Origin of the sequence: Reichenbachiella agariperforans, from assembly GCF_900142205.1 — a bacterium.
Classification (GTDB): Bacteria; Bacteroidota; Bacteroidia; order Cytophagales; family Cyclobacteriaceae; genus Reichenbachiella; species Reichenbachiella agariperforans.
In genome coordinates this window covers 128,946-155,608 of the sequence record NZ_FRAA01000005.1, presented here as the reverse complement: position 1 = coordinate 155,608, position 26,663 = coordinate 128,946, and the positions used below count along the sequence as shown (strand labels likewise).

Here is a 26,663-nt window from a genome sequence, read left to right as displayed (position 1 = left end):
CGCTATTGCTCTAGATATATTTCGCTTCCTTTCTCAGTAAATTCCTTGGCTTTTTCAGCCATTCCTTTTCCGAGAGCATCTTGCTCGGTTAGTTCGTTGGCTGCTGCAAACTCACGTACATCCTGCGTGATTTTCATCGAACAGAAATTCGGTCCACACATTGAACAGAAGTGCGCTACTTTGGCTCCTTCTGCTGGTAAGGTCTCGTCATGAAACTCTCTTGCGGTATCTGGGTCGAGAGATAGGTTGAACTGATCTTCCCATCTAAACTCGAATCTAGCTTTCGAGAGTGCGTTGTCTCTATACTGTGATCCTGGGTGACCTTTGGCCAAATCCGCGGCATGTGCTGCGATCTTGTAAGTGATCACACCATCTTTTACATCTTTCTTGTTTGGGAGTCCCAAATGCTCTTTAGGCGTCACATAGCATAGCATAGCACAACCATACCAACCAATCATCGCTGCTCCGATACCAGAGGTGATATGATCATAACCTGGAGCTATATCAGTCGTCAATGGCCCGAGTGTGTAGAATGGTGCTTCGTCACACGCTTCGAGTTGCTTTTCCATGTTTTCTTTGATCATGTGCATTGGTACATGACCAGGTCCTTCGATCATCACTTGTACATCATGTTTCCAAGCGATTTTAGTCAGCTCACCGAGTGTTTCTAATTCTCCAAACTGCGCTTCATCGTTGGCATCTGCCAGTGAACCAGGTCTCAATCCATCTCCTAAAGAGAAGGCCACATCGTAAGCTTTCATGATTTCACAAATTTCTTCGAAGTGTGTGTAGAGGAAGCTTTCTTTGTGGTGTGCTAGACACCATTTGGCCATGATAGACCCGCCACGTGATACGATACCGGTGACACGTTTAGCCGTCAGTGGTACATATCTTAGGAGTACACCGGCATGTATGGTGAAGTAATCTACACCTTGCTCAGCTTGCTCGATCAACGTGTCTCTGAATATTTCCCATGTGAGGTCTTCAGACTTTCCGTTTACTTTCTCCAATGCTTGATAGATTGGCACGGTTCCGATTGGCACAGGAGAGTTTCTTAGTATCCATTCTCTTGTCTCATGGATGTTCTTACCAGTAGACAAATCCATGATAGTGTCTGCGCCCCAGTGACACGCCCACACTGCTTTCTCTACTTCTTCTTCGATAGAGGAGGAGACCGCTGAGTTACCGATGTTGGCGTTGATCTTCACGAGGAAGTTACGACCAATGATCATAGGTTCAGACTCAGGGTGGTTGATGTTGTTAGGGATAATTGCACGACCTGCAGCGATTTCATCTCGGACGAACTCAGGCGTGATTTTACCTTTTGGAGTATTGGCACCAAAGCTTTCGCCTGGATGCTGGACGTTGAGATGATTCCACTCATCGATTTTTTGATTTTCTCTGATCGCGATGTACTCCATTTCTGCAGTGATGATGCCTTTTTTGGCATAGTGCAGTTGAGACACATTCGCGCCTTTTTTTGCTTTGTAAGGCTTAGCGATGTATTCGAACCGAAGGTCATCAAGACTAGAATCGTCGAGTCGCTCTTGACCATAGTTAGAAGAGATACTGTCCAGTTGCTCTACATCGCCACGGTCTTTGATCCATTGCTCTCTTAGCTTTGGAATCCCTTTTCTTACATCGATGGCTATATCTGGATCAGTGAATGGTCCACTGGTGTCATAGACGGTCACTGCTGGGTTTTTTTCTTTGGGTGCAGAAGGGTTGAATTTCAGCACTGTGTCGTTCAATGTGATCTCACGCATCGCCACTTTGATGTCATGGATTTCTCCTTTGACATAGATTTTTTTGGAAGCAGGGAATGGGTCTCTTGTGATTTTCTCCTCTCTTGGGATTTGTTCGTCTTTAGCCATAATGTTTCAATTATCCACCTTGTGTGGCGGTGATGATCAGAATATTGTCGTTTTCTTGTATGAGGTATTCTTCCCAATTTGATTTGGGTAGAATTTCGTCATTGATCGCCACAGCAATTCCTCTTTCAATATAAAGGTTTTTTTCCTTTAATACTGATGTTAGTTGTGTGTGATCGTCCTGAAGAATTTGCTCCTCGTTGTTCAATTTGAATTTCATATTGAATCGGTTTTACCTTTAGGAGCCACGTGAAGTGCCTGACTTTTCCCTTCGACTGAATTACCAGTATCAGGTATTGAGGGTATTGTCTCAGCCACAGCATCTGTGGGCACCCCTAAAGTATGTGCCAAATCTAAGAGGAAATATTAGAAGTATAAAACAATCAACAAGATATTAGTGTTATCCGTGAAGTAATGACAAACGACTAGTTGGGATAAATAGCAGGAGGTTTAAAATAAGCAATGAACGTGTCTAGATGTTGTTGTCCAAAGCAAAGATGATGAGTTCGGCGGGTGATTTTAGGTTGAGTTTTTTGAGGATGTTTTTGCGATGCGAATTAACTGTGTGGGGGCTTAAGAAAAGCTGTTCCGAGATGTCTTTCGAACTCTTGCCTTTGGTGATTAGGAGCAGGATTTCATATTCTCTTTTAGTAAGCCCAAATCGGGGAGAGGTCTTACTTTTACGTTTGATTAAATCTAAGATCGTATTGCAGTAGAAATTTTCTTTGTTGGCGAGGTGTTCGATGGCTTGAGAAATTTCTTGTTCACTACAGTGGTCTGTGACGATGCTTTGGATACCATGTTTCCAAAGTTTTTTTATTCCAGCGACTTCTGAAGTATTGGCAATGGCCAGTACACGCTTAGAAGAAGATACGTTCATTGCGAGTTCTGTTAGCACCTTTGTGTTTCGGCTGGTATTGATGATATAGATGTCTGCTTGATCGTATTGAAATTGAGCCCGATCAGCGATATCGGATATAGACTCAATGAGCTCTAAGGCGCTGTTGTTGGTGACAATGTTTTGCAATCCTTGCATGCTTAGGTAGTTGGAGTCAGCGATGATGACGGATTGAGTTATAGGCACTGTGTTATCTATTTAGATTCATTCTATGCAAAAATAAGACTCGGAATGGTTTATCCAAGTCTTATTTGTATTAAATCTAAATAAATGTAAAATGTTAGGCTAGTACAATTTCTTCATCTTTGATAACTATCATTTTTTTCTTGTATAGTATACCAATTGAGCGTTTGAAATTCTTTTTGCTCATTTGGAGAACAGACTGGATTTCTTCAGGAGAACTTTTGTCATGAAGAGACAGTTGGCCGTCGTGACTGTTGAGGTAGCTTATGATTTTTTCAGCTCCTTCTTCTAGAATTTCAATTCCTGATTTTCGGAGTGAAACGTCAATTTTTCCATCTGGGCGAATGGTTTTGATGTATCCCTTTCGTTTTTCTCCTTTGTTGAGTTCTTCGAAAGTTTCGTTCTCGTATATCAGACCAAGGTATTTTTGGTTGATAATGGTTTTGATTCCGTTGATGGTGGTTTCGCCTATGATGATGTCCGCTTCGTCTCCTTCCTCGATATCCATAATGTCTCGAGCTACGAATAGGTGGATACGTGTACTTGCTGCGACGCGTTTGGTGATCGAGTCGAGATACAAGTAGACGAGGTTCCATTGTCCTGGTTTTAGTCGTCGATCTTGCTCGCTAAAAGGTACAAAAAGATCTTTCTCTAATCCCCAGTCCATAAAAGCACCGTATTGACTGACATCCTTGACCTGTAGGCAGGCGAATTGATTTCGTTTGGCGAGTGGTGTCAGGGTGGTGGCTACATTGCGATCCTGAGAGTCGGTGTACACGAATACATTGATCTCATCTCCTATGGTGAGGTCCTCGGAAACGTACTTGTTGGGTAAGAGAACCTCGGTGTGATCTGCGTCGATGAGGTATGCTCCATTATCTGTGAATCTATTGACTTTGAGTAGGTTATTTTCGCCTATTTCCATGGTGATCGTTGCTATGCTAGTGAATGTTGAATGGTTACGAATACAGCTTTAGGCTGTTGTCTGGTTTGGGTGGAGTGGGTTTGATTGCTTCGCGTGCTTGATGCGCTAGCGCAATGTTTTCTTCGTCACTCATACCACTGATACCTATTCCTCCTATGAGTTTGCCAGCTGGATCATAGACGGGGATGCCTCCTGGCCAGGTGACAATTTTGGGATCGTTGTAAAAGCGGAGGTCTTCAGGATTTTTTTGTGCGAGTTGTATTGAGAAGGTTTGCGTCTCTTGCTGGAGTCTAGTAGCAGTATAGGCCATGTTGATGGCGAGCTGTAGAGAACTCAACGGAGCACCGTCGGTGCGCGCAAAGGTGACTAACTCTCCATTTTGGTCTACTACAGCTACGATAGCGTCCTTTTTCGTTTTGAGACATTCGTGTATGACTGTGTTGATGATTTTGATTCCTGCCTTTAATTCCATCCGTGATATATATGAGCGAGGCGCAAATATCTCGATTAAGAATTCAACTAACTAATTTCATATTAAATAGATGAATTCTTGCATCGAACTACTTGGCATGCGTATCTTGGAATGCATTATTTAGAACGAAAAATTGGATGACAGAGAAACGTAAAGTGTACGTCATAGATGATGACCCTATTTTGCAAAGAATCATGAAGAAGATGCTTGTCAATTTTGATGATGAGTTAGTTATAGAGACCTTTTTGCATGGGGAAGAAGCTATTGCTCATTTGAAATCTGATGATCAATTACCTGACCTAATATTTCTAGATATCAACATGCCCATCATGGATGCTTGGGATTTTATAGAGAGTTATCAATCCTTAGGTATAGCACTTGTTCCGATATACATATTGTCTTCATCCATTGATTATAGAGATATTACTAAAGCGGAAAATATTGATTTGATCAAAGATTACTTGGTCAAGCCCCTTAGAAAAGACAAGCTGATAGAAATCTGTCAGAGAGAGCTATAGTATGCAGTTGTAGTCTCTTGCAGTGAATCCCTTTTATGATCATTCTGGCCAAGGGTTTGGGCTAGAGTACAAAGGAACTAGAATGTCGATGAATTTTGTATCCTCATCAGATACGACCTCTACGGTACCACCTTATTTCTTTTTGAATATCAAATCGGGAACGCCTAGTTTGGAATTGCGGCAAAGGTTGCTGTTGACCGTGGAGCAAGATTTCCGTCTCGGGGACAACAAACTGATTACCCTACTGGGAGAGTATCATCACATGGGAGACGCGACAGATACAGAGATCAGCGAAAATGATTCTTCCGGACTCTACTCGTTTCCTGGTGAGGATGGATGGGTTATACTATGACGAAGCTGAGTCTGATTCCTGCGCGGACAACGATCGGTTTGGTCACGCCCACATTTGCGTTTCGTGTATTCAGTTGCGAGATACAATGATACCGCTCGTGACAATCAGTATTCTCCTTATCTTGACCTTGTTGGGAAAGAGAGGTGGGGTCATTATTTCGGAGTGAAAGCAGAGTGGTGGACTTGGTAGTGCTTTAAATTCAGTGTCTTGTATGGTACTTGATTCTGTACAACTACTTATATTTGTTCCAAACACTTAATATGGAACATACGACCTACACCAACTTTCGGCAAAATCTAAAATCATTTATGGATCGGGTAATGAACCATCGTATGCCACTGCTCGTCACACGTACGGATGGTAAAGATGTAGTGGTACTATCCAAGTCAGACTATGATAGCATACACGAGACTTTCTTCTTACTTAAGAATCCCAGAAATGCACAGCGTATTTTTGAATCAATAGGAGAGATGAACGATGGAGGGGGATTTGAAAAAACAATCCAAAAGCTCTCATGACTTTGCTTAAATTTTCGTCCCATGCATGGTTAGAGTATATCCATTGGCAGAAAACCGATCAGTCTATGAAGCGCCTGATCGATGAACTGTGTTTGTCCATCAAAGAAACACCCTACGAAGGGCTAGGGTATCCACAGCCCTTGTGCTATGAACTCAACGACGTCTGGTCACGGCGTATCAATTTTGAACATCGGCTGGTGTATCGCATCAAAGGGGATGTTGTTCAAATCCTTCAGTGCAAAATGAACTATTGATATTGGCGGTTTTATGAATGATTTTCTAGATAATCTGTCTCAAGATTGAGTTCTAGTTGAAAATATTACAATCTCTAATCATTTCTACAGTTGTATGTTTGGCATTTGTTACGGAAAAATTAATATTGTTGCCAACCTGTATCACTCCTAGGAGGATAAGTGTTTATACTGGTTTAGTTAAGAAGGAAGGTATAAACTAAAAGCCTCGGTCTCGTGCCGAGGCTTTGAATTTTCTAGCCGTCTAGTCTCTCAATATCTTGCCTCTCGGTTCTCAAAAGTTTCACACTACTTCTTCTGTTGTTCGAGAATGTGCTCTGCAGCATCTTCTAGAGTGGTGATCCATAGGTCGTCTTTATTGGCCTGGAGGTACTCTAGGAACTCCTTATGATCAGCTAGTGCAGCATTGAGCGAATGCTCTCCACCGACCCCATGAAAGAGGAGGATGAGCATGGCATTTTCTTTCTTGGCTTGCTCCGCCCAGGCAATCATATCTGATGCAGGGGTATCGACGATGGAGTTGCACCGGAGGTCAGTCATGTCTAGGGTGCCGAGGTGGTTGAGCCCGGACTGGACACCACGTAGCGCCACGAACTTTCCTTCTATTTCCTTCACAAATGAACCTTCACCTGTCTCCTTGTCACCACAGGTGTACGCATAGGTGCGTTTTGACTTCCCATCTAACGTCTGGAGCATGAGGTTGGTCATGTCGATCTCCCGAACCATCTGAGGCACGGAGTAGTTTCTGAGGTCATTGTCATCCGATACCCACGCGCGTCCGTCTCCACCGAGGCAAGGGTGGTAGAGGGTGTGGTTGCCCAGTTCGTGTCCATTTTGCGCAGCTTTCTTCCATTCGTAGGTTCTGTACTTGAAGCCAGGCGCATCAGCAGAGATGTAGAAGGTAGCTTTGAGCCCCAGCGAATCCAGTACGGGTAGGGCATTGTCGAGGTGGACGTTGAGTGCATCGTCGTAGGTCAGTACGACGGTGGCTTTCTTGCCAAACCATAGCGCATCGGTCAGTTGGGTCTGGAAGGGGGAGGCAGGTAGCCCTTCTTGGTTGTAGAAGTTGACGTCCATAGGGTTGTCCTGCCACGCATAGCGGACATAGATGGGCTGATTGATCTCATCGCTAGACAGGACGATCTGATTGTTTTCTATTTTGGCATCCGCCCAAACATAGTTTTGATCAACCCCAGCCAGTGCAAACCACCTCAGCGCTTCGCCATCCTGAGAGATCAATCCACTGCCGACATGATCAAAGGAAAGCGTGACCTGACTGCCCTCTACTGACGCAGACCGAAACATCGGTCCTGAGTAGACGACTTTTTTGTTATCATAAGCTAGTGCTTTGGCAGCTAGTGCGAGACGGTCTCCGACCGGTTTCTTGTTGTCTGGATGTACGTCGTTCCATTCGCCTAAGCCTAGCGTGACAGCCATGGCGGTATTGGGTACATCGAGAGCCCGTCGCTGTGCTTCTCTTAGTTCAGCCCAGTTGCTCTCGGTAGGGAGGTAGTCTACATCCATGTAATCGGGGAGCTGCGCATAGAGGAAGGGCAGGTTGCTGTCGTTCCATTTGGTTCTCCAATCTTGGATCAGCGTCTCCATGAGTTTTTCGTAGGCTTGGGGATTGCCGCCATTGCTTTCTCCTTGGTACCAGACGATTCCCTTGATAGGGCTCTGGGTGAAGGGAGCCACCATGCCGTTGTATAGGGCAGTGGGCTGGTGCTGTGCGGATACCCCAGAGGGCTGAGGAGGTTTTGGACGAAACACCTGACTGACTTTGTACTGCCATGTGCCTTTGAGGTCTAGGGTGTCGTTTTCGGTAGCGAGGTAGTAGGGCTTGTCAGGTACGAAACCGCCTTTGCCACCATAGTTCACGACTCGGATCGTGATGAGGTTTTTGCCCGTCTTTAGTAGTCCCTCAGGAATGTCGTAGATGCGTTGAGGGTATTTGTAGGTCTTGCCACCTACTTGGGTACCATTGATGTAGACCTGATCCGCATCGATGATTCTGCCCATGAATATTTTGGTCGCTACGCCTGTCATCGAGGCAGGGATATCGATCTCTCGACGGTACCATACCGCACCGTCTAGGTTGCGGATGCCTTGGTCTTCCCAGTAGCCGGGGATGTTGATGTTGTGCCAATGGGTGGGCTTGTAGCTAAGGTCATACCATGGTGTAGAGGCGGTGAGCCCATCGTCCTGTGGTTGTGGAGGGGCTGCTGCTCGGTATTTTTGTGCGATACGATTTTTCTGATTGACGTAGGCTGTGTCTTTGTTTTGGGTGAGCGTCTTGGTGATGGAGGGGAAGGACTTGAACCCTTCTTCGCTGATCCATGCTTCAACCGGAGTACCGCCCACACTGGCGTTGATCAGACCGATAGGTACATGGTACTGATCGTAAAGATTCTTGGCAAAGAAGTAGGCCACCACAGAGAATTTTAATACATTTTCGGGATTGGCTTCTTTCCATTCTCCTTGTGGAATATCCGTCGCTGTGCCCTGCAACTGAGGGTTGGTAGGGACGAGGAATTGACGGATTTCGGGGTAGTTAGCTTCCGCGATCTCCTGTCGGTATCGTTGCTGATGTATGCCGAGGTAGTGCACCATGTTGGATTGTCCTGCACACATCCATACATCTCCTACGAGGAGGTTGGAGAGTGTGATGGAGTCGTCTTTTCCTTGGATTTGCATGGTGTAGGGACCACCTGCTTTGGTTGCGCGCATCGTGACGGACCATTCTCCTGTAGCACTGGTGGTAGTGGTATATTTCTTACCCTTGAATCGGACGGTGATGTCTTCGCTAGGGTCTGCCCATCCCCAGATTTTGAGGGGCGTATCGCGCTGGAGTACCATGCCATTGCTCACGAGTTTGGGTAGACGAATCTCCGCTTGGGATACCCCAAATAGTATAAATAGTAATAGGAGACTTAGAATAAAATGCTTTTTCATCATGATGCTTTTGAAATTGATAATTATTGAATGACTTCAATCGTGACCTCTGCGTTTTTCAAACCAGAAGATACTGCTTTGATCGTAATCGTCCCAGCTTGCCCTTTGTTGGGTTGTACAATTGCTAGTGCTACTCCGTTGAAGGCTTTGCGTTCTAGGGATGGGAAAGCTACCAAGCTCGTCGGGTCGCCGTTGTCCGTAGCGACTATCTCTCCAGGCCCCTCTATAGAGAAGGTGATGTCGTTCATGGCATTGGGGACTGTGAGCCCGTTTTGGTCGGTGACCGCTACTGTGACAAACGCCAAGTCTTTGCCATCGCCTAGGATGCTTTGTCTGTCTGTTGTGAGCGTCAGTTGAGTCGGTGAGTCTGTGGTTTTGATCGTCTCCTCAGCCCACTCTTTCCCATCCCTGTAGGCGATGACTTTGAGTTCGCCTGGCTCGTAGAGGACATCATCCCAGCGCAGACGGTATTCGTATGCTCCTTTCTTTTTTCGTCCGAGAGATTCTCCGTTGAGGAAGAGCTCTGCTTCGTCTCCCGAAGTAAAGACATGCACGGGGGTGATTTTGCCCAAGCGATCTGACCAGTTCCAGTGGGGTAGGATATGCGCCATCGGTAGTTCGGGTCTCCATCGAGACTGGTAGAGGTAGAACCGGTCTTTTTTGAATCCTGCAAGATCAATCAGTCCAAAATACGAGCTACGTGAGAGGTAGTAGGGTGTAGGTTCTCCCAGATAGTCCCATCCGCTCCAGACGAATCCACCTGCCACATAGGGGTGCTGATCGATAGTAGCAAACACCTTATCCGCCGATGAACCAAAGTCTGCCGTGTACAGCTCATACGAACTAACATAGCCAGTTTTTGGGTCACCACCTAGACCGTCGCTGATAGGGGCGCTGATGCCTTCATTGACAGGGAAGAGGTAGGTGCCACGGCTGCTGAGTGCAGCGGCGTTTTCGCTGCTGATGATGACTTTGTCTGGGAAGGCTTGGTGAAAGCGAGGGTAAAGCGGCGAAGTGTTGATGCCTTTGAGGTGGGCATAGGCAGGGGCATTTCGGATGCCTTCACCTTGGTAGTTGAGGTTGAGGACTTCCATAGTTTCTGGCAGTGGCATGCCGGGCTTGGCATAGTTCATCGACGCGGAAGTAGGGCGTGTGGGGTCTTCCTCATTGACGATTTCTCGTAAGCGCATGGCAATTTTTGCCCCTTCTTCTCCTGTGTATTGCTCACCGACTTCATTGCCCGTACTCCATAGGATGATAGAGGGGTGGTTGCGGTCACGTCGCACCAGTGCGCGGAGGTCTTGCTCGTGCCATTCTGGGAAGATCAAGTGAAAATCATGCGGGGTCTTTTTTCGCGCCCAGCAATCGTACATCTCATCGATGACCAAGAAACCCATGCGATCGGTCATCTCCAGTAGTTCGGGAGCAGGAGGATTGTGCGCCATACGAATGGCATTGCAGCCTAGTTCTTTGAGCATTTCGAGCTGTCGCTCTGCCGCACGGGCATTGAAAGCCGCTCCCAAAGCTCCAAGGTCGTGGTGTTGGTTCACACCTTTGAGGTAGACTTTTTCGCCATTGACGAAGAAGCCCTTGTCTGCATCGTAGGAAATGGCCCGTATCCCAAATGGTGTGCGGTACTCATCGATGGTTTGTCCCCCGCTGGTGAGGGTAGTGATCGCTACGTATCGGTTGGGGGATTGGGTAGGTGGTGGTCCCCATAGTCGAGGGTTGTCGAGCGTCAGTGTCGATTGGATGGTACTGCTGTTTTGAGCAGTCATGCTGATTGCTTTTTTGGCGAATGCCGCGACAGTTTTGTCTCCAATCGACCCATCTTCGTTGAGTACAAAGATGTCTGTCTGAATAGCTATGTTTTGGTTTTCATTCCCATCATGGTCAATCGTCACGTCTAGGAGAATGGTCGCTTGGGATGCAGATACGTCTTTGGTTCGGATGCTGGTACCCCACTGTGCGATGTGGATAGGCTCTGTTTTGACGAGCCATACATTGCGGTAGATGCCACCACCAGGATACCACCGTGAGGAGTGTGCGGGGTTGTCGATGCGTATCGCGAGTTGGTTCGGTCCGCCGTAGTGGAGGTAGGGAGTCAAGTCCAGTCTCCATGAGGAGTACCCATAGGGCCAGCCACCTGCCAGTTGGCCGTTGATCCAGACCATGGCGTAGGACATGGCACCATCTATATCCAAGAAGATGGATTTGCCTTGGTCGGCAGTAGAGATGTCGAGGGTTCGGCGGTACCATGCTACGCCTGGACTAGGGAGTCGTCCCATACCACCACCTACGGGAGTGTCCCACCCTGCGTAGAAGGGCTCTTCGATGGCCCAGTCATGAGGTAGCTCCACGGCTTGCCAATCTTGATCGTCAAAGTCACTCTGAACGAAGGGAAAGTCTTTTCCGGGATTGCCTTTTGGTCTGGTGTAGTGTTTCGTGGGGTCTTTGATGAAGCGATTGCCTGTTGGCATGATCCACGCTTTGAGCGTTTCTTGGGTGGCTTCTACCTCGACGGCTTCTGTTGGTTTAGAGTCAGCCTGTTTGTCGTCATTGGTGTCAGTGATCTCAGGGCGTACATCGTAGATGAGGTTATCCGTCTTCTCTATGTTTTCGTATTTGTAGAATCTCCAATTGTCATTGATGGAGATTCGCTCTCGTGGTGGAGACTGAGGGGAGGGTTGGCAGCTCCATAGAGATGATAGCAGGAGAGTGATCACTAGCAGTGGATACCAGGAGGCTTTGTCTTTTTTCGTCTTCATAGTCATGATTTTGGCTTTTAGGCACAGCGTTGATACATCGACTGGTAGTCAAACAACCGATTGCGTAATATTACGATAATTTGCAGAGGGAAAGAAAAAATATGTTCAAACTTTATGGTCATTGGATCGCTAGAATGAAGTCGGTCTAGCTCTTGATGAAGTTTCTTTTTACTTTTTGAATTTGGGTTTATTGCCAATCAAATGTTTTTTGACCGATTGATCAAATTCAATACAGAATTCATCTATTAGATAGAATATATAGGTAGTTTTAGTAATGGATAGAACTATGTTGTTAGTTTAAGTATTTGAATATCATATGATTAAACGTAAAAATGAATAATGGTTTTATCTATTTATCCTCCTTTTTTAACCAAATTAATAATCGAAATCAGGTTGCTAAGATAGCCTTGACCTTCAAGGCAACTGTTATTTAGCATCTAACTCAGGTTAGTAATTGGGCACAAGAGGGTATAGATGTAAGGTGATGCTGTATGACTCCACAGCATCTTACAACAAAAAGATATATATCTAAATATAAAATGGCATATATCTAAACTTGATAAGATATATATCTAAATATAAAATGATATATATCTAAACTTAATAAGACATATATCTAAAATGTTTTAGATATATATCAAAACGCTACAACCTAACGAGGTTTAATGTACTTTGTGCTTATGTCTCATGCTCATCTACCTTTTAACCTGAGTTCGATTAAAAATGAATCATGCTCTATATACTTTATTCAAGGGGTTTGAAAATTATACTGTTTGAGCGGTAGCGCGTTTATAGGTTTCTAGCCTTTTAGCTTCTTTCATTGACAATGAAAAAAGAGGGGGTGTTTATCTATCGGAGGTATGGTCTATCTGGCTTGAAGACAAAGTATGATTGATGCATTTCCGACAAGGGTTTAATGAAAGTTGAAATCGAATTCAGGTTTTGATCATTTAGAGTTTCAAGATTCTGGTTGATCAGCCCCCTTTCATTGCATGATAGTTCTCAGTTTTAGAGCCGTCATGGGTTAGTTTTGTAGGATGACCTAGGTATTGATTTTTCAAATAGCTACTTTCTAACAAGTAATGAAGACTAGATTAATTTTATTTATACTCCTGTGTAGCTGTGCATCTGTGCAGTCGCAAAACTTATTTACCCAACATAAATTTCATAGGCTAGACGAGTCACAGGATCTCACTAACAATATCATCAATGATATCGCGCAAGATTCGCTAGGGTATATATGGGTAGCCACTGAGGGAGGTCTCTTGCGGTATCAAGGATTCAAATTCAAAACCTACCAAAAGGATAGAACGAATGCGTTTTCCCTTCCTCACAACCTTGTCTACAGAGTTTATGTGGATGATAAAAATCAAATCTGGGCACTGACAGATCAGGGAGTCGCCAAGTATAGTTATCACGAGGACAAGGTGACGAGATTTAAGCCAGAAGAGATTTCTGTTGGGATCACTGCGATGGCGATGGATGAAGATAAAAAGTATTATTTTGGAGGGTATAGTGGGGGCGTTTGGGTAGGTCGTGACAGTTTGACGCATCTACAAATGATAGATTCTAAGACAGGTCAGGATTTATCTCAAGAACAGATTTCACAGCTTAAAATATGCAATCAAACGTTGTGGGTAGCTTTTCGATCACAGGGTATGGTTAAATATGATTTGAATACTGGTGAAGTGGTGTACTTTCACCCAGATCTTTTTCATCACGGCGCAAGGTTTGAAATCATAGATTTTCTTATAGATGCTAAGCGTATGGTATGGGTTGCTACCAATCGAGGACTGGTAGGTATCAAATCAGATTCGACGGGAGCTTATGATTTGGATAATATCCTTGAGGGGCAATTGCCTGTTGATGATTATTTGAGCATTCATCAAGATGATAATGGTAAGACTTGGTTAGGGACTCGCCAACACGGCATGTATGCTTTTGCGTTGGATCAGGCGCATAGGCTTGTCGGTAGTTTGGAGCATTTTGAACCTCAGCCTGACGATAGTGGGATTTCTCACCGTACGATTAGTAAGATTTTTTGTGATGATAGCGGTCTGATGTGGCTAGGTACCCACAACGGTGGCGTCAATGTTTTTAACTCCGAGGGCGAAGAGGTACGCTATTTGACCCATAGCCAATCCAATAACCAAACGCTGAGTTATGAAAATGTCTGGGGACTGGCTCCATCCAGTGATGGGGAGTATTGGGTAGGTACAGATGGAAAGGGACTGAATACACTCAACCCGAAGACTGGAGAAGTCTCCGTCAGGTTTCAAGAGCAATTGGCCAATAAAGCCATATTGTCGCTATTGGAGGATGATCAATCTAGGTTATGGGTGGGTACCTATGAGGGTGGGTTGTACATGATAGATCTCAAGTCCAATCAGGTTAAGAACTATCGGAATGGTGGAGCGATGTCTGAATTGCTAGTGGATGATATTCGGGTGATTCATCAGATGGACAATGGTAAGATTCTCATAGGGACCAATTATGGTGGTCTGTATTGGTTTGATGAGCACAGCGAGCGTGTTCTACTTGTCGAGGGGGCATCTTGGCTGGATGTTAGAAGTATAGAGCGTGTGAATGAAAGGATCCTTTATTTGGGATCTTTTAGCAACGGGTTGATGAGGGCCGAACTCTTAGGGGATGTTTGGCGGATAGAAGAGGTCAAAGGAGAGGGCAATGACGAGCGTTTGGTCGTCAGTGATATTTGTGCACTGGACAACAACCTGTGGCTTGCTACCAGAGAAAACGGATTGGTCAGGTATGATGTATTGGCTCGAAAGTATCATTTTTTTGAATACCAAGCTATTTTGAGAAATGTAGCAGTCTCTGGGCTGGTGTCGGATCAAAAGGGCAATCTATGGTTGACGACCAATTCGGGTATCTACTCCTATAACGTCCGAACAGAGGAAGTTACGGTTTTTGATACGATGGATGGTATCCAGCCGGGGCATTTCAATTACGGCTCTATTTTGTTGTCGTCAGAGGGGTATTTGGTCGCAGGAGGGATTCATGGGATGAATTTGTTCTACCCCGGTCAGGTATTGCAGGAGTTGCCACAACTGCCTGTGATATTCAACGAACTGAAGGTGCTAAATGAGAAAATGACGCCTATTAATTCCGAAGTGTTTGTCACGGGGGAGAGTATATTTTTGACAAAGGAGATCAAGTTGAATCATACAGATAATGTGTTTTCTATCAGCTACTCCATCCCTGGGTTTAACAAAGGGAAACAAAACAAGTTTGAGTACATGTTGGAAGGCTATGATGCAGTCTGGCAGGTCAACAATGGGGTCAATGAAGCCACGTATAGAAATGTGCCGTATGGCAACTACACCTTTAGGGTCAAGAGTATATATGATGACAAAGTCAGCAATGCGCTTAAAGTTTCGATTTCTGCACCGTTTTGGAGGACATGGGAGGCATATCTATTGATGATAGTAACCCTAGCAGTCGTGCTCTGGAGGTTTGTCAAGTTCAACAACGTAAGAATCACTCTCAGGCAACAATTGAAATTTGAACAAGAACTCCGTGAAAAGGATCATCATTTGATGCAGGAGAAGCTGCGTTTTTATACCAATTTTTCTCATGAGCTCAAGACACCCTTGACCTTGATCCAAGGTCCGGTCAATGACCTGATCAAGAAAGAGCAAGACCCACAGCATTTGTATTATTTACAATTGATCAAAAAGAATACATCCATTTTACTCAAGTTCATTGGACGGATGCTCGAGTTTAGAAAAGTGGAGATGAATCAGGGCTATTTGAACGTAGGTTGCTACGATTTGAACATCCTTGCTCAAGAGGAGGCAGAAAGCTTTACCTATCTAGCGAAAGAGAAAGACATACCATTTGGGTTTTATTCAGAGAGTAATTTGAACGTCTGGGTGGATATCGAAAAGGTTCAAATTGTGATCAACAACTTGCTCTCCAATGCAATCAAATTTTCGTCACCCGGTGAGAAAGTCCAGTTTGGCGTATTCCAAGAAGGCAGCAGTGTCATCATAGAAGTAAAAGATCAAGGCGAAGGAATAAAACCAGAAGAGCTGGGTAATATTTTTTCTCCCTTTTATCAAGCAAGCAATTCAGCCGGGTCGGGGGGGACTGGTATCGGCTTGGCTTTGAGCAAGAATTTTGTAGAGGCGCACGGTGGCGAGATCACTGTGGATAGTAGCTCGGAAGGGTCGGTATTTAGAGTGGGGATTCCCTTGGGCAAAGAGCATCTATTGGGGAAGGATAATATCCGTTTTATTGCTTCGGATCAAACAGAATCGCTGGAGATCAAATCGTTGACTGAGTCATTTGTGATAGATGGAAAGCCAGAGGTAATTAGTGATGCAGACAAGGTGATGTTGGTAGTGGATGACAACAGAGACATTGCCGCATATATCAGCTCTATTTTTTCTGCTGATTTTAAGGTGATTCAGGCGGACAATGGACAGGATGCTTTTGACAAATCGATCAACAGTATGCCTGATATCATTATCTCAGACATGATGATGCCAGAGATGGATGGTCTGGAGCTATGCAAAAAGCTAAAATCAAACATTGCCACCAGTCATGTGCCGATTATACTACTGACAGCCAAAAACTCCAATGAGTCCAAAATGGACGGATATGGAGTAGGTGCAGATGATTATATGACCAAACCCTTCAACTCAGACCTGTTGAAGGTAAGAGTGGCCAACATCCTCAGTAGGCGAAAGTTGTTGGCACTCAAGTATACTTCAGGAGATTTGGTAGAGCAAAGTGAGCAAGTGTCCAAAGAGAAGGAGTTTATACTACAAGTGGAGGCCACTATCATCGCCATGTTGGACAGTGCAGAATTCAATGTGCCAGACCTATGCAAGGAATTGGGTATGAGCCAGACTTCACTCTATCGCAAAATCAAATCTTTGACCGATGATTCTATTCAGATATTCATCAGAAAAATTAAGATTAAGCGTGCAGCCCATATGTTGGTGGCAGAAGATATGACTGTGACGGAAGTAGCTATTGCACTTAATTTTTCGGACTTGAAGTATTTTAGAAAGTGCTTCAAAGAGCAATTTGATCAAACTCCCTCTGAGTATAAAAACGATCATGCCATCAAACCACAGACGGTCAATATCAACAACCTCTAGGTAGGGGACAGAATAAGCAGTAGGACGAACGATTCTTCTACCTATGTTTTGCATCAATCAGCGTCGTGCGTTTTTATTCGTACAAAACTCGGTCTAGCACATCGTATGGGCGGTTTTGAGAACAAATACCGATCAATCCCCTATCATGGGGTGATGTGCCCCCTTATGAGTTGAGGCTATTTTTCTTCTTTTGGCTAAGACAAATGCTGGGTTTAGCATTATACGCAGCTTGTCGATTGCATAATTTGAATTTTAAAAATACAATGTATGAAAGACAATTTACTAAAGAGAAAGTGGAGTATAATCATTAGAACACTCATGAGTGTTCTAATGATATGCTCGATGGGAACGACCGCATGGTCCAGTTCCCGTGCAGGGATAGCCGATTTGACAGTCTCGGGTGTCGTATTTGATGAAATGGGACAGCCTCTGCCTGGTGCGACTGTGGTAGAACGTGGCACAACCAACGGCACAGTGACGAATTTGGATGGTAAGTTTTATGTGACGGTATCAGAAGATGCCGTATTGGTTGTTTCCTTCTTGGGTTATGAAACTCAGGAAGTTACTGTAGGTGGTCGATCTGTTTTAGATGTAAATCTAGAATTGGACATGACTAGTCTAGAGGATGTCGTGGTGATCGGGTACGGAATTCAGAAAAAGGAAAACCTTACAGGTGCTGTGAGCGCTCCAGATTTAGCAGATATGGATTCACGTCCTGTGACCAGTTCTAGTGCTGCCTTGCAAGGGAAAGTGGCAGGTGTATATGTGCTCCAAAATTCGGGTAAGCCAGGAGGGGACAATGCAGTGATTAACATTAGAGGTGTTGGTACACTTAATAACAATGATCCTTTGGTCTTGGTAGATGGCTTTCCATCCAACATCAATGATGTGAATCCTCAGGATATAGAATCTATGTCAGTGCTCAAGGATGCCTCTTCGGCAGCCATTTATGGCAATAGGGCTGCTAATGGTGTGATTGTAATTACTACCAAAAAGGGTTCTAAGAATGGAATTTCTCTTTCTTATAATAATTATTTTGGAATTCAAGAAGCTACTTCTCTCCCTGATGTACTCAACTCAGAGCAGTACACTACTTTGCACAACGAGGCTTCAATTAATTCGGGGTTGGTGCCAAGGTACAGTCAAGCAGATATCGATCTGTATGCTGCAGGTACAGATCCAATGTACCCGAGTATAGATTATTTTGATGTGTATTATGATAAAGCCAAAATTCAGAATCATCGATTTAATCTTTCAGGTGGCAGTGATAGAGTTAATGTGGCATTTATGGCGGGGTATCTCGACCAAGAAGGGATACTGAAAGCAACTGATTATAAGAAAGTTGACTTTCGAACCAACGTTGATGCCTATTTACTTAAAGACAACAAGCTCCGTTTGACTACAAGGATGTCAGGAAATAGGGGCGTGAAAAACGAACCTACAGACGAGTGGGGAGCCAAGCTATATGCGACCAATTCTCCTGTTTGGCCTTTGAAAAATGAACAAGGTCAATGGGTGGCTGTCAATGGCGAAAGAAATATTTTTGGTGAAATCGAGGAAGGAAGTACACGAAGAGTCGAGCGGTATACATTTAAGGGACAAGTAGAGGCTGAATATGAAATATTTGATGGGTTATCTGCTCAAGTTACTGGTGGTTTCAATGTAACCAATGAGAATACGAATTCATTCAATGCCAATGTACTCTTGGCCAATCTTGATGGTAGTACTAGAACCTTGACTTCCGATCTTAGAGAGAACGATTATAGGGATAATCAAACCATATTTACATCCTTGTTGAAATACCATAAAACTTTCAATAAGCATGAAATCAAATTGTTGGCTGGTTATCAAGAAGAAGAGTTTAGCTATCAGTGGAACGATGCGTACAGAAAAGGTTTTCTAAACAATTCACAAAGATACCTCAATTTAGGAGATGGTGGTACTATGACAAATAATTCAGGCGCATGGGATCTTGGTTTGCAGTCTGTATTTGGTCGTATCAACTATGTGTTCGATGGAAAGTATCTATTTGAAGCAAATATCCGAAGAGATGGTTCTTCCAGGTTTGCTGATGGATACAAGTGGGGGACATTTCCTTCTTTTTCTGCAGGGTGGATTTTGTCTGAAGAGAAATTTTTATCAGGACTTACTTGGTTAGATCAATTCAAGGTTCGTGCTTCATGGGGCAAGTTAGGAAATCAAAATATTCCAAACTATTATGCTGCTAGTAAAACATTATCTAATGCTAATTATAGTTTTGGAGGCTTACTTAACTCTGGCGTGGCTGTTTCCAGTCTTGTTGTCAAGGAGACTACGTGGGAAACAACCACGCAAACAAACTTCGGGACAGATATTACGATCAATCAAAATATTGATTTGACTATCGATTATTTCGATAAGAAGACCAGCGATATTTTGATGCAGCTTCCAATACCCCTCACGCTTGGTAACCTTGCTTCACCATTTCAAAATGTAGGAGAGGTCGTAAACAAAGGAATTGAATTCGCAGGAACTTACCGAAAAACGGTAAACAAAGATTTCAGCTTTAGTTCTACAGTGACACTTGCTCATATCAAAAATGAAATTACGGATCTGTATGGTAGAAGCCCTATCATCAATGGTGCAACAGCATTGGTTGAAGGATCGGCAGTCAATTCATTGTACGGATATGAAAAGGATGGACTTTATCAAATAGATGATTTCACTTGGCAAAATAATAGTGATACTTCTGTGCCTTATGAAGATAGAAACTATGTCTTGAAAGATGATGTGGTCTCTGTGGCAAATTTTAACGCTCAGCCAGGTGATTTGAAGTTTAAGGATCAGAGTGGTGACAATGTAGTGACCATGGAGGATGACCGAAAAGTAATTGGAGATCAGTACCCAGATTTTGCTTATTCTTTGCAATTAAATGCCAAATGGAAAGGCTTTGACTTGGGAATATTCTTTCAAGGGGTACAGGGAATCGAAGGATATACTTCTGTGGAAATTGCACAACCTTTTAGCGGTTCAGTTTCCAACATGGGATCATGGTGGATGGATCGTTGGACACCAGAAAACCCAACGAATGAATACCCAAGAGTTACGCTTGACAATAACAGGACTTCTATGGCATCTACTTTCTACATGGAGGATGCTTCTTATCTCAGGTTGAAGAATTTGGAGATAGGATATACTCTTCCTGATCGAGTATTGTCCAAAATTGGTGTGAGTTCTCTCAGAATATTTGGGAACATTCAAAATGCCTTTACCATCACCAATTACAAAGGGTTTGATCCTGAGCAAACAGTAGGAGAGACCAGAGCGCAAGCTTACCCTCAAGTAAGGGTCATGACAGCAGGGTTAAATGTGAAATTTTAAAGACTGAAATGATGAAAACTATAAATATAATATCAATTCTTTTTTCCATCCTTTTTGTTCTTGGTTGTACCGATGACATTTTGGATAAAAGTCCTCAGGACAGATTGTCCCAAGATACCTTTTATCAAAACGAAGAAGAGGTGGAGATTGGTTTAGTTGGGGTATATGAGACTATTAAACAATATGAAACCCCAATCCATTGGTTCCAGTTTGATTTCATGTCAGATGATGCTTTTTGTCAGGATGCTTGGCAGGGCTCTCGTGAATTTGGTGAATGGCAGCAAAACAGCAGTAGCTGGGCTGCAGATGCCAAATGGGCGCGAGCGTATCAATTGATTGTGAGAGTAAATACTTTTTTAGCTAATCTTGAAGAGGCACCTGGTTCTGAAGAGTTCAAAATTCAAATGGCTGGTGAAGCTCGGTTTTTGAGAGCCTATATGTATGGTGACTTGATTCATTTCTATGGAGATGTTCCTTTGATTCTTGAGGTTCAATCAATTGATGAAGCAATGGTGTCACGCACACCGAAAAGTGAGGTGTTGACAGCTGTCATAGAAGACTTAGACTTTGCAGCAGCAAATTTACCAACTTCATATTCAGTTACTGATTTAGGTCGTGCAACTGCTGGTGCAGCATTGGCATACAAGGCTAGATTTTATCTCTACAATGAAATGTGGGATGAAGCAGCAGATGCAGCGCAAGAGGTGATTGACCTAGGTGTTTATGATTTGTTCAGTGATTATGAAGGGCTGTTCACTGAAGAGAACGAAAACAATATTGAAGTCATATTTGATATTCAATATATGCAAAATTTGAACGAGCAACCTTGGCCGAGTTCATCGCTATCCTTCGTGGAGTGGCCTACACCTAATATAAGTGTAGACCTGATCAATGACTATTACATGCAGAGTGGTTTATCAATCGACGATGCTGGTGCTGGATATGATGCTCAAGATCCATATGTGAACAGAGACCCTCGATTGGCTGCTACTATCGTTTTGCCAGGTACCGACATGGGGCCAGATAGAACTTTGATTCCCAACAATGACGGTACCTTGACAGGTGTGAGACCACGAAAATATGCCGATCTAAATAACTCGAATCGAAACAACTGTGGGATCAATACGATCACGATGCGCTATGCCGATGTGTTACTGATGAAAGCAGAAGCATTGGTTGAATCTGGAAGTACTTCTCAAGAGGTTTATGACCTCATCAATGAAGTGAGAGCTAGAGTCAGCATGCCAAAAGTGGAAGACGTAGAAGGAGCAGCATTAACAGCTGATGAGTTAAAAGAGGTTGTTCGTCACGAACGTCGCGTAGAGTTTGCGATAGAAGGTCTTCGCTATTTGGACATGTTGAGATGGAAGGACGAATCTTTGGTTCACAATGTCATTGGATATGATAAGTCCAAATTGTCAGACCCATCTGATCCATCTACTTGGGAGTTTCAAGAAGTAACGACTTCAGAAAGAGTTTTTGATGCGGAAAAAGGCTGGTTGTGGCCTCTTCCTTCAAGAGAGATTCAAAACAATGAGAATTTGAGACCGCAAAATCCAGGGTATTAATTGGAAGAGTAAAAGAATCTCCCTCTTTCTGAGGGAGATTCTTTTCTAATAGCACAGAAAAAAGGTTTTTTTAAGAAAGAATTACTACTGTTGGTCCAGTATAGCATGGATTCGGAAGCAGCAATAAACACAAAAGATCAACCTACCTGTAAGAAGAAATTGAATGGGGAATAAATATATATCAATGACAAAAAACATCACATCCTTTCTGATTGCCATTATCCTTCATTTGCCGCTGTTGGGGCAGGAGAAGAATGAGTGGGAAAACCCAAGTATCTATGAACGAAACAAAGAAGCAGGTCATGTTGATTTCATCGCTTATGAGCAGATGCAAGCTGCCAGAGTTGACGATTTTAGCCGATCTCCCAACTTCTTTTCTCTCAATGGGACTTGGAAGTTCAACTTGGTTCAGAAGCCATCAGACCGACCGATGGATTTCTTCGAAAGCTCGTTTGATGATTCTGCGTGGGAAAACATAACAGTTCCTGCCAATTGGGAAATTGAGGGGTTTGATCTCCCCATCTATACCAATGTGGCCTATCCCTTTCCAGCCAACCCACCTTTTCTGGACCATGATTACAACCCCGTAGGGACCTATAGAAGGATTTTCGAACTCCCCGCCAACTGGGGTGATAAAGCAGTCATCCTCAACCTGTCGTCGGTTTCTGGTTATGCTAGAATCTTCGTCAATGGAGAGGAAGTCGGAATGACCAAAGTCGCCAAATCCCCTTCAGAGTTTGAGGTGACACCTTTCTTGAAAAAAGGTGAAAATGTCATAGCTATCCAGGTGTTCAGATGGCACGACGGTAGCTATCTAGAAGACCAAGATTTTTGGCGTTTGAGCGGACTAGAACAGGATGTGTATTTGTATGCTTTGCCCAAAGTAGCAGTATGGGACTTCTTTCTCCAAGCAGGGTTGGACGCCAAATACCAAGATGGAGTTTTCTCCGCTGAGCTAGATCTTAGGACTTTTGATCAGAAGATCAATTCTTCTGGAGGAGTCAAGGTGGAACTTTTTCCGGTAGGATCAAACCAAGCCGTTTTTTCGGAAGAAAAACAATTTAAAACTACAGATGATCCGATCACCTTTTCCTCTCAAATCAAAAATGTGTCCAAGTGGAGTGCTGAGTCGCCCGACTTGTATGATTGCGTCATTACGCTCAAAGATGCCAAAGGAAAAATGTCGATGATCACTAGTGAGCAGATTGGATTCCGAACGGTCGAAATCAAAAATGCGCAATTGCTAGTCAATGGCGTACCTGTGCTGGTCAAAGGGGTCAATCTCCATATCCACGACGATGTGAAGGGACACGTGCCGACACATGAAATCATGATGAAGGACATCCGTCTGATGAAACAAAACAATATCAACGCAGTTCGTACCAGCCACTATCCCCAGAATTCACTGTGGTACAAGCTCTGTGATCAGTATGGTTTGTATCTGGTGGACGAAGCAAATATCGAAACCCACGGCATGGGTGCAGAGTGGCAGAGTTGGTTTGACAAGACTCGTCATCCTGCCTATTTGCCCGAATGGGCGCCTGCACATCTGGATCGTATGCAGCGACTGGTCGAACGGGACAAAAATCACCCGTCAGTCATCATTTGGTCTCTGGGCAATGAGTGCGGCAATGGGCCAGTTTTTTATGAGGGCTATCAATGGATCAAGGAGCGAGACAATACCCGATTGGTACAGTTCGAGCAAGCAGGTGAAAACGAAAATACAGATATCGTATGCCCGATGTATCCGAGTATTGAGCATATGAAGAAATATGCTGGCGCGACCGACAAGACAAGACCTTTCATCATGTGTGAGTATTCGCATGCGATGGGCAACAGCAGTGGTAATTTCCAAGAGTACTGGGACATCATCATGAGTAGTCCACAGATGCAAGGAGGTTTTATTTGGGACTGGGTAGATCAGGGATTGAAAGCCGAAGATGAAAATGGCACCTACTGGGCGTATGGTGGTGATTTGGGTGGATTGAATTTCCAAAATGACGAAAATTTCTGTGCCAATGGTCTCGTGTCTTCAGATAGGACGCCACATCCTGGACTGTCAGAGGTCAAGAAGGTCTACCAAAACATCCTTTTTGATTGGGACGAAAAGAAGAGCACTTTGAGTGTTGAGAACCTGTATGATTTCACGGATTTGAATCAGTACCAATTCACATGGGAGCTATACAAGAATGGTGAACTACAGGCTTCAAAGGAGTTCAAAGTGAAAGCAGCTCCTCATAGTGTAGCTGAGGTGAGAATTAAACTGCCAAAGTACTCTGGTGATGAAGAATATTATCTCAATGTGTTTGCCTATACCAAGTCTGGGACGGAAATTATTCCTGTAGGGTATGAAATAGCAAGGGAGCAGTTTATACTCCAAGAAGCATCCTTTGATCAGAGACTGGTCAAAGGACAGCTGACTGTGCAAGAAGATGGAGATCAAATCAAATTTGAGTCAGGAAGTGTAGCTGGTACATTCAATAAAAAATGGGGTCAGTTTTCGTCCTACACCAATGGAGAAGTGAGTCTTAGAAATTTGCCGAGCCCTTACTTTTGGAGAGCTCCTATTGACAATGATTTTGGTAATCACATGCCTGAGCAGTCGGGGGTATGGAGAACAGCACATAGCAACAAAACGCTCAAAAGTGTAGAGGCAGGCAAGCCAAACAAGGAAGGGTTATCCATACGAGTGTACTATCAGCTGACGGATGTTGACGTGCCCTATACAGTTGAATATTTGATTCAAAACGACGGTTCCATAGCAGTCACTTCTTCTATAGATGTGAGTGGAAAGGAACTGCCGGAGCTTCCAAGGTTTGGGATGCGCATGGATGTGCCAGGAAGCTTTGATCAAGTGACTTATTATGGTCGTGGACCAGGAGAAAACTACAGCGATCGTAGTACAGCAAGCTTTCTGGGGGTTTGGGAGCACAAAGTCAGCGAGCAAAAGATGCCCTATATCCGACCTCAGGAGTATGGCAACCACACTGATACTCGATGGGTTCGATTGTCGAATGATGAAGGGCAGTCGATCATGATTGCAGGTACACAACCCTTGAACTTTAGTGCTTTGAATATCAAGACAGAAGATCTCGATCCAGGTATGACCAAAAAGCAGCAGCACCCGACAGATTTGAGGTACAACCAGAATATCACCTTGCATATCGATCTGGCACAGCGGGGTGTGGGAGGTGACAACAGCTGGGGCTACTTGCCTCATGCACCGTATTTGCTGAACGCGGATAAGTATAGCTACAGCTATGTGATCAGACTGACGGATAAGGATAGTAGTTCAGTACAATGATCAGAATTCAAATTCAATTGTTGGGTGTAGGAGCAGTCTTGCTTTTGCTCTGGAGCTGTGCAAGCTCCAACAAAAAGGCAGAGCACGCACAAACAGAACAACTCATAGATGTAGTATTTCAGCTCGACTGTGACTCTACGTACCAAACGATTCACAATTTTGGCGCTTCGGATGCTTGGGCTACCCAGTATGTGGGGGCTAACTGGCCGATAGTCAAAAGGGAGCAAATAGCAGACTTGCTATTTAGCCTTGAGACCAAAGACGACGGTAGTCCAGCGGGTATTGGTCTATCAGCATGGCGGTTCAACATAGGAGCGGGAAGCGCGCAGCAGGGGGATGCCAGTGGGATCACCGACGCATGGAGACGGGCCGAATGCTTTCTGCAAGCGGATGGTCGTTATGATTGGAGTAGGCAGTCTGGACAACAATGGTTTTTAAAGGCTGCCAAGGAGAGAGGAGTCAATGAATTTATAGCCTTTGTCAATAGCCCCCCCGTTTCGATGACATCCAATGGAAAAGCTTGGTCAGACGATGGACTAGCAGCTAATCTCAACCTGCATCGTTATCAGGATTATGCTCAGTTTTTGGTGCAGACATTACAAGGGCTTTCCCAAACTTCGGGCGTGCAGTTTGATTATATCAGTCCCTTCAACGAGCCGCAGTGGGAGTGGAAATGCTGTGGGCAGGAGGGGACGCCATGGAACAACGACGAAATAGCTGCCATGACGCACGTACTTGATCGTGAGATTCGAAAAGCAAGTTTAGATACCAAAATTGAATTGACCGAATCGGGCCAGATAGATTACCTCTATGACAACAAGAACAATTCTTTGCGAGGAAATCAAGTTGAAGAATTTTTCTCTCCCAGTTCGCCCAACTATGTAGAGGGGCTCTCTACTGTCGGAAAGAAGATTGCTGGACACAGTTATTTCTCCACGTGGGATTCTAGTGTTTTGATTGGCAAACGGGAATCGCTTCGTCAGACAATGCAAGACATTGACCCACAGCTGGAGTACTGGATGTCCGAGTACTGTATTCTGGAGGACAATGAACAAATCAAGGGCAGTGGCAGAGATTTGGGTATGGATGCCGCCTTGTATATCGCCAAGGTGATTTATGCGGACTTGGTCGTGGCGCAGGCCAGTGCTTGGCATTGGTGGTTGGCGATTAGTCCCTATGACTACAAAGATGGATTGGTATATATCGATGATGACAAACAGGATGGGGAGGTTTATGAATCCAAAATGCTTTGGACTTTGGGGCACTACTCGCGTTTCGTGAGACCGGGTTCTGTACGGGTCAAGGTGACACGATGGGATGACAAAAACATCCAAAACTCTCTGGATGAATTGCTCGTCTCGGCTTTTCGATCAGAGGATAAGAAACAAGTGACCCTCGTACTTAGCAATTCTCTGGATCAACCCCAAGTTGTAAGGATAGAAGGAATACCTAAGAATTTAAAGAAGGTCTCCATCTATCGGACTTCTTCATTGGATCATGAAAACCTAAGCTTGATTAAAACAAAAGATGTATATGGGACAATTACCTTACCTGCAAGGTCGATCGTCACTTGCGTCATGAATTAAACTGTAAC

At 44.2% G+C, this 26,663-nt stretch carries 17 protein-coding genes, 1 pseudogene and 1 riboswitch; of the genes and pseudogenes, 10 read left to right on the top strand and 8 right to left on the bottom strand.

Annotation, left to right across the window (positions count from 1 at the left end; genetic code table 11):
- Positions 1–2: 2 nt before the first annotated feature.
- From thiC to BUB99_RS13830, 5 genes are all read right to left on the bottom strand, one after another.
- A complete protein-coding gene (gene thiC, locus BUB99_RS13850; protein WP_073123250.1) occupies positions 3–1,874 on the bottom strand; it encodes a phosphomethylpyrimidine synthase ThiC in 1,872 nt (623 codons plus the stop codon).
- Positions 1,875–1,884: 10 nt separating this feature from the next.
- Positions 1,885–2,091 carry a sulfur carrier protein ThiS gene (gene thiS, locus BUB99_RS13845; protein ID WP_073123248.1) on the bottom strand — a complete coding sequence of 69 codons (207 nt, stop codon included), beginning with the start codon at positions 2,089–2,091 and terminating at the stop codon, positions 1,885–1,887.
- Between the two features lie 29 nt (positions 2,092–2,120).
- Positions 2,121–2,218: riboswitch (TPP riboswitch) on the bottom strand.
- A 125-nt stretch (positions 2,219–2,343) separates the two neighbouring features.
- Positions 2,344–2,955 (bottom strand): response regulator transcription factor, encoded by a 612-nt coding sequence (locus BUB99_RS13840; protein ID WP_073123246.1) that lies wholly within the window; start codon positions 2,953–2,955, stop codon positions 2,344–2,346.
- 94 nt (positions 2,956–3,049) lie between these two features.
- Positions 3,050–3,877 carry a CvfB family protein gene (locus BUB99_RS13835; protein WP_084190558.1) on the bottom strand — a complete coding sequence of 276 codons (828 nt, stop codon included), beginning with the start codon at positions 3,875–3,877 and terminating at the stop codon, positions 3,050–3,052.
- Positions 3,878–3,911: 34 nt separating this feature from the next.
- Positions 3,912–4,349, bottom strand: a complete 438-nt coding sequence (locus tag BUB99_RS13830; protein WP_073123242.1) for a GlcG/HbpS family heme-binding protein — start codon at positions 4,347–4,349, stop codon at positions 3,912–3,914.
- Between the two features lie 137 nt (positions 4,350–4,486).
- Here BUB99_RS13830 and BUB99_RS13825 point away from each other — a divergent pair, with 137 nt between their 5' ends.
- The 5 genes from BUB99_RS13825 to BUB99_RS13805 all read left to right on the top strand — a co-directional run bounded on the left by BUB99_RS13825 (position 4,487) and on the right by BUB99_RS13805 (position 5,991).
- The gene (locus BUB99_RS13825; RefSeq protein ID WP_073123240.1) at positions 4,487–4,867 is read left to right on the top strand and encodes a response regulator; all 381 of its coding nucleotides are present in this window, start codon (positions 4,487–4,489) and stop codon (positions 4,865–4,867) included.
- A gap of 22 nt (positions 4,868–4,889) precedes the next feature.
- Positions 4,890–5,219 (top strand): hypothetical protein, encoded by a 330-nt coding sequence (locus tag BUB99_RS13820; RefSeq protein ID WP_073123238.1) that lies wholly within the window; start codon positions 4,890–4,892, stop codon positions 5,217–5,219.
- 18 nt (positions 5,220–5,237) lie between these two features.
- Positions 5,238–5,408, top strand: coding sequence for a carbohydrate porin (locus BUB99_RS20760; protein ID WP_119844097.1), 171 nt, complete (start codon positions 5,238–5,240; stop codon positions 5,406–5,408).
- Positions 5,409–5,479: 71 nt separating this feature from the next.
- Complete coding sequence (locus BUB99_RS13810) at positions 5,480–5,737, top strand: type II toxin-antitoxin system Phd/YefM family antitoxin (RefSeq protein WP_073123236.1); 258 nt, start codon at positions 5,480–5,482, stop codon at positions 5,735–5,737.
- Positions 5,734–5,991, top strand: coding sequence for a Txe/YoeB family addiction module toxin (locus tag BUB99_RS13805; RefSeq protein ID WP_073123233.1), 258 nt, complete (start codon positions 5,734–5,736; stop codon positions 5,989–5,991). The genes BUB99_RS13810 and BUB99_RS13805 overlap by 4 nt, the downstream gene beginning before the upstream one ends.
- 285 nt (positions 5,992–6,276) lie before the next feature.
- Here the strand turns inward: BUB99_RS13805 and BUB99_RS13800 are convergent, their stop codons facing one another.
- The 3 genes and pseudogenes from BUB99_RS13800 to BUB99_RS20780 all read right to left on the bottom strand — a co-directional run.
- Positions 6,277–8,943 (bottom strand): sialate O-acetylesterase, encoded by a 2,667-nt coding sequence (locus BUB99_RS13800; protein WP_317041717.1) that lies wholly within the window; start codon positions 8,941–8,943, stop codon positions 6,277–6,279.
- A 20-nt stretch (positions 8,944–8,963) separates the two neighbouring features.
- Positions 8,964–11,708, bottom strand: coding sequence for a beta-galactosidase GalB (galB, locus tag BUB99_RS13795; RefSeq protein WP_073123568.1), 2,745 nt, complete (start codon positions 11,706–11,708; stop codon positions 8,964–8,966).
- Between the two features lie 180 nt (positions 11,709–11,888).
- Positions 11,889–11,996 (bottom strand): annotated as a pseudogene (locus tag BUB99_RS20780) (IS982 family transposase); the annotation flags it as partial.
- A gap of 794 nt (positions 11,997–12,790) precedes the next feature.
- Between BUB99_RS20780 and BUB99_RS13790 the strand changes: the two are divergent.
- The 5 genes from BUB99_RS13790 (at position 12,791) to BUB99_RS13770 (ending at position 26,655) form a co-directional block, all read left to right on the top strand.
- Entirely contained in the window at positions 12,791–16,837 is a 4,047-nt protein-coding gene (locus BUB99_RS13790) for a hybrid sensor histidine kinase/response regulator transcription factor (RefSeq protein WP_084190557.1), read from the top strand.
- 267 nt (positions 16,838–17,104) lie between these two features.
- Positions 17,105–20,197: a SusC/RagA family TonB-linked outer membrane protein gene (locus BUB99_RS13785; protein WP_073123229.1), complete on the top strand. Its 3,093-nt coding sequence runs from the start codon at positions 17,105–17,107 to the stop codon at positions 20,195–20,197.
- An 80-nt stretch (positions 20,198–20,277) separates the two neighbouring features.
- Positions 20,278–21,765 (top strand): RagB/SusD family nutrient uptake outer membrane protein, encoded by a 1,488-nt coding sequence (locus BUB99_RS13780; protein ID WP_073123226.1) that lies wholly within the window; start codon positions 20,278–20,280, stop codon positions 21,763–21,765.
- A 184-nt stretch (positions 21,766–21,949) separates the two neighbouring features.
- On the top strand, positions 21,950–25,069 hold the full coding sequence (locus BUB99_RS13775; RefSeq protein ID WP_073123224.1) for a glycoside hydrolase family 2 TIM barrel-domain containing protein: 3,120 nt from the start codon (positions 21,950–21,952) through the stop codon (positions 25,067–25,069).
- Positions 25,066–26,655 carry a glycoside hydrolase gene (locus BUB99_RS13770; protein ID WP_073123222.1) on the top strand — a complete coding sequence of 530 codons (1,590 nt, stop codon included), beginning with the start codon at positions 25,066–25,068 and terminating at the stop codon, positions 26,653–26,655. The genes BUB99_RS13775 and BUB99_RS13770 overlap by 4 nt, the downstream gene beginning before the upstream one ends.
- Positions 26,656–26,663: the final 8 nt, after the last annotated feature.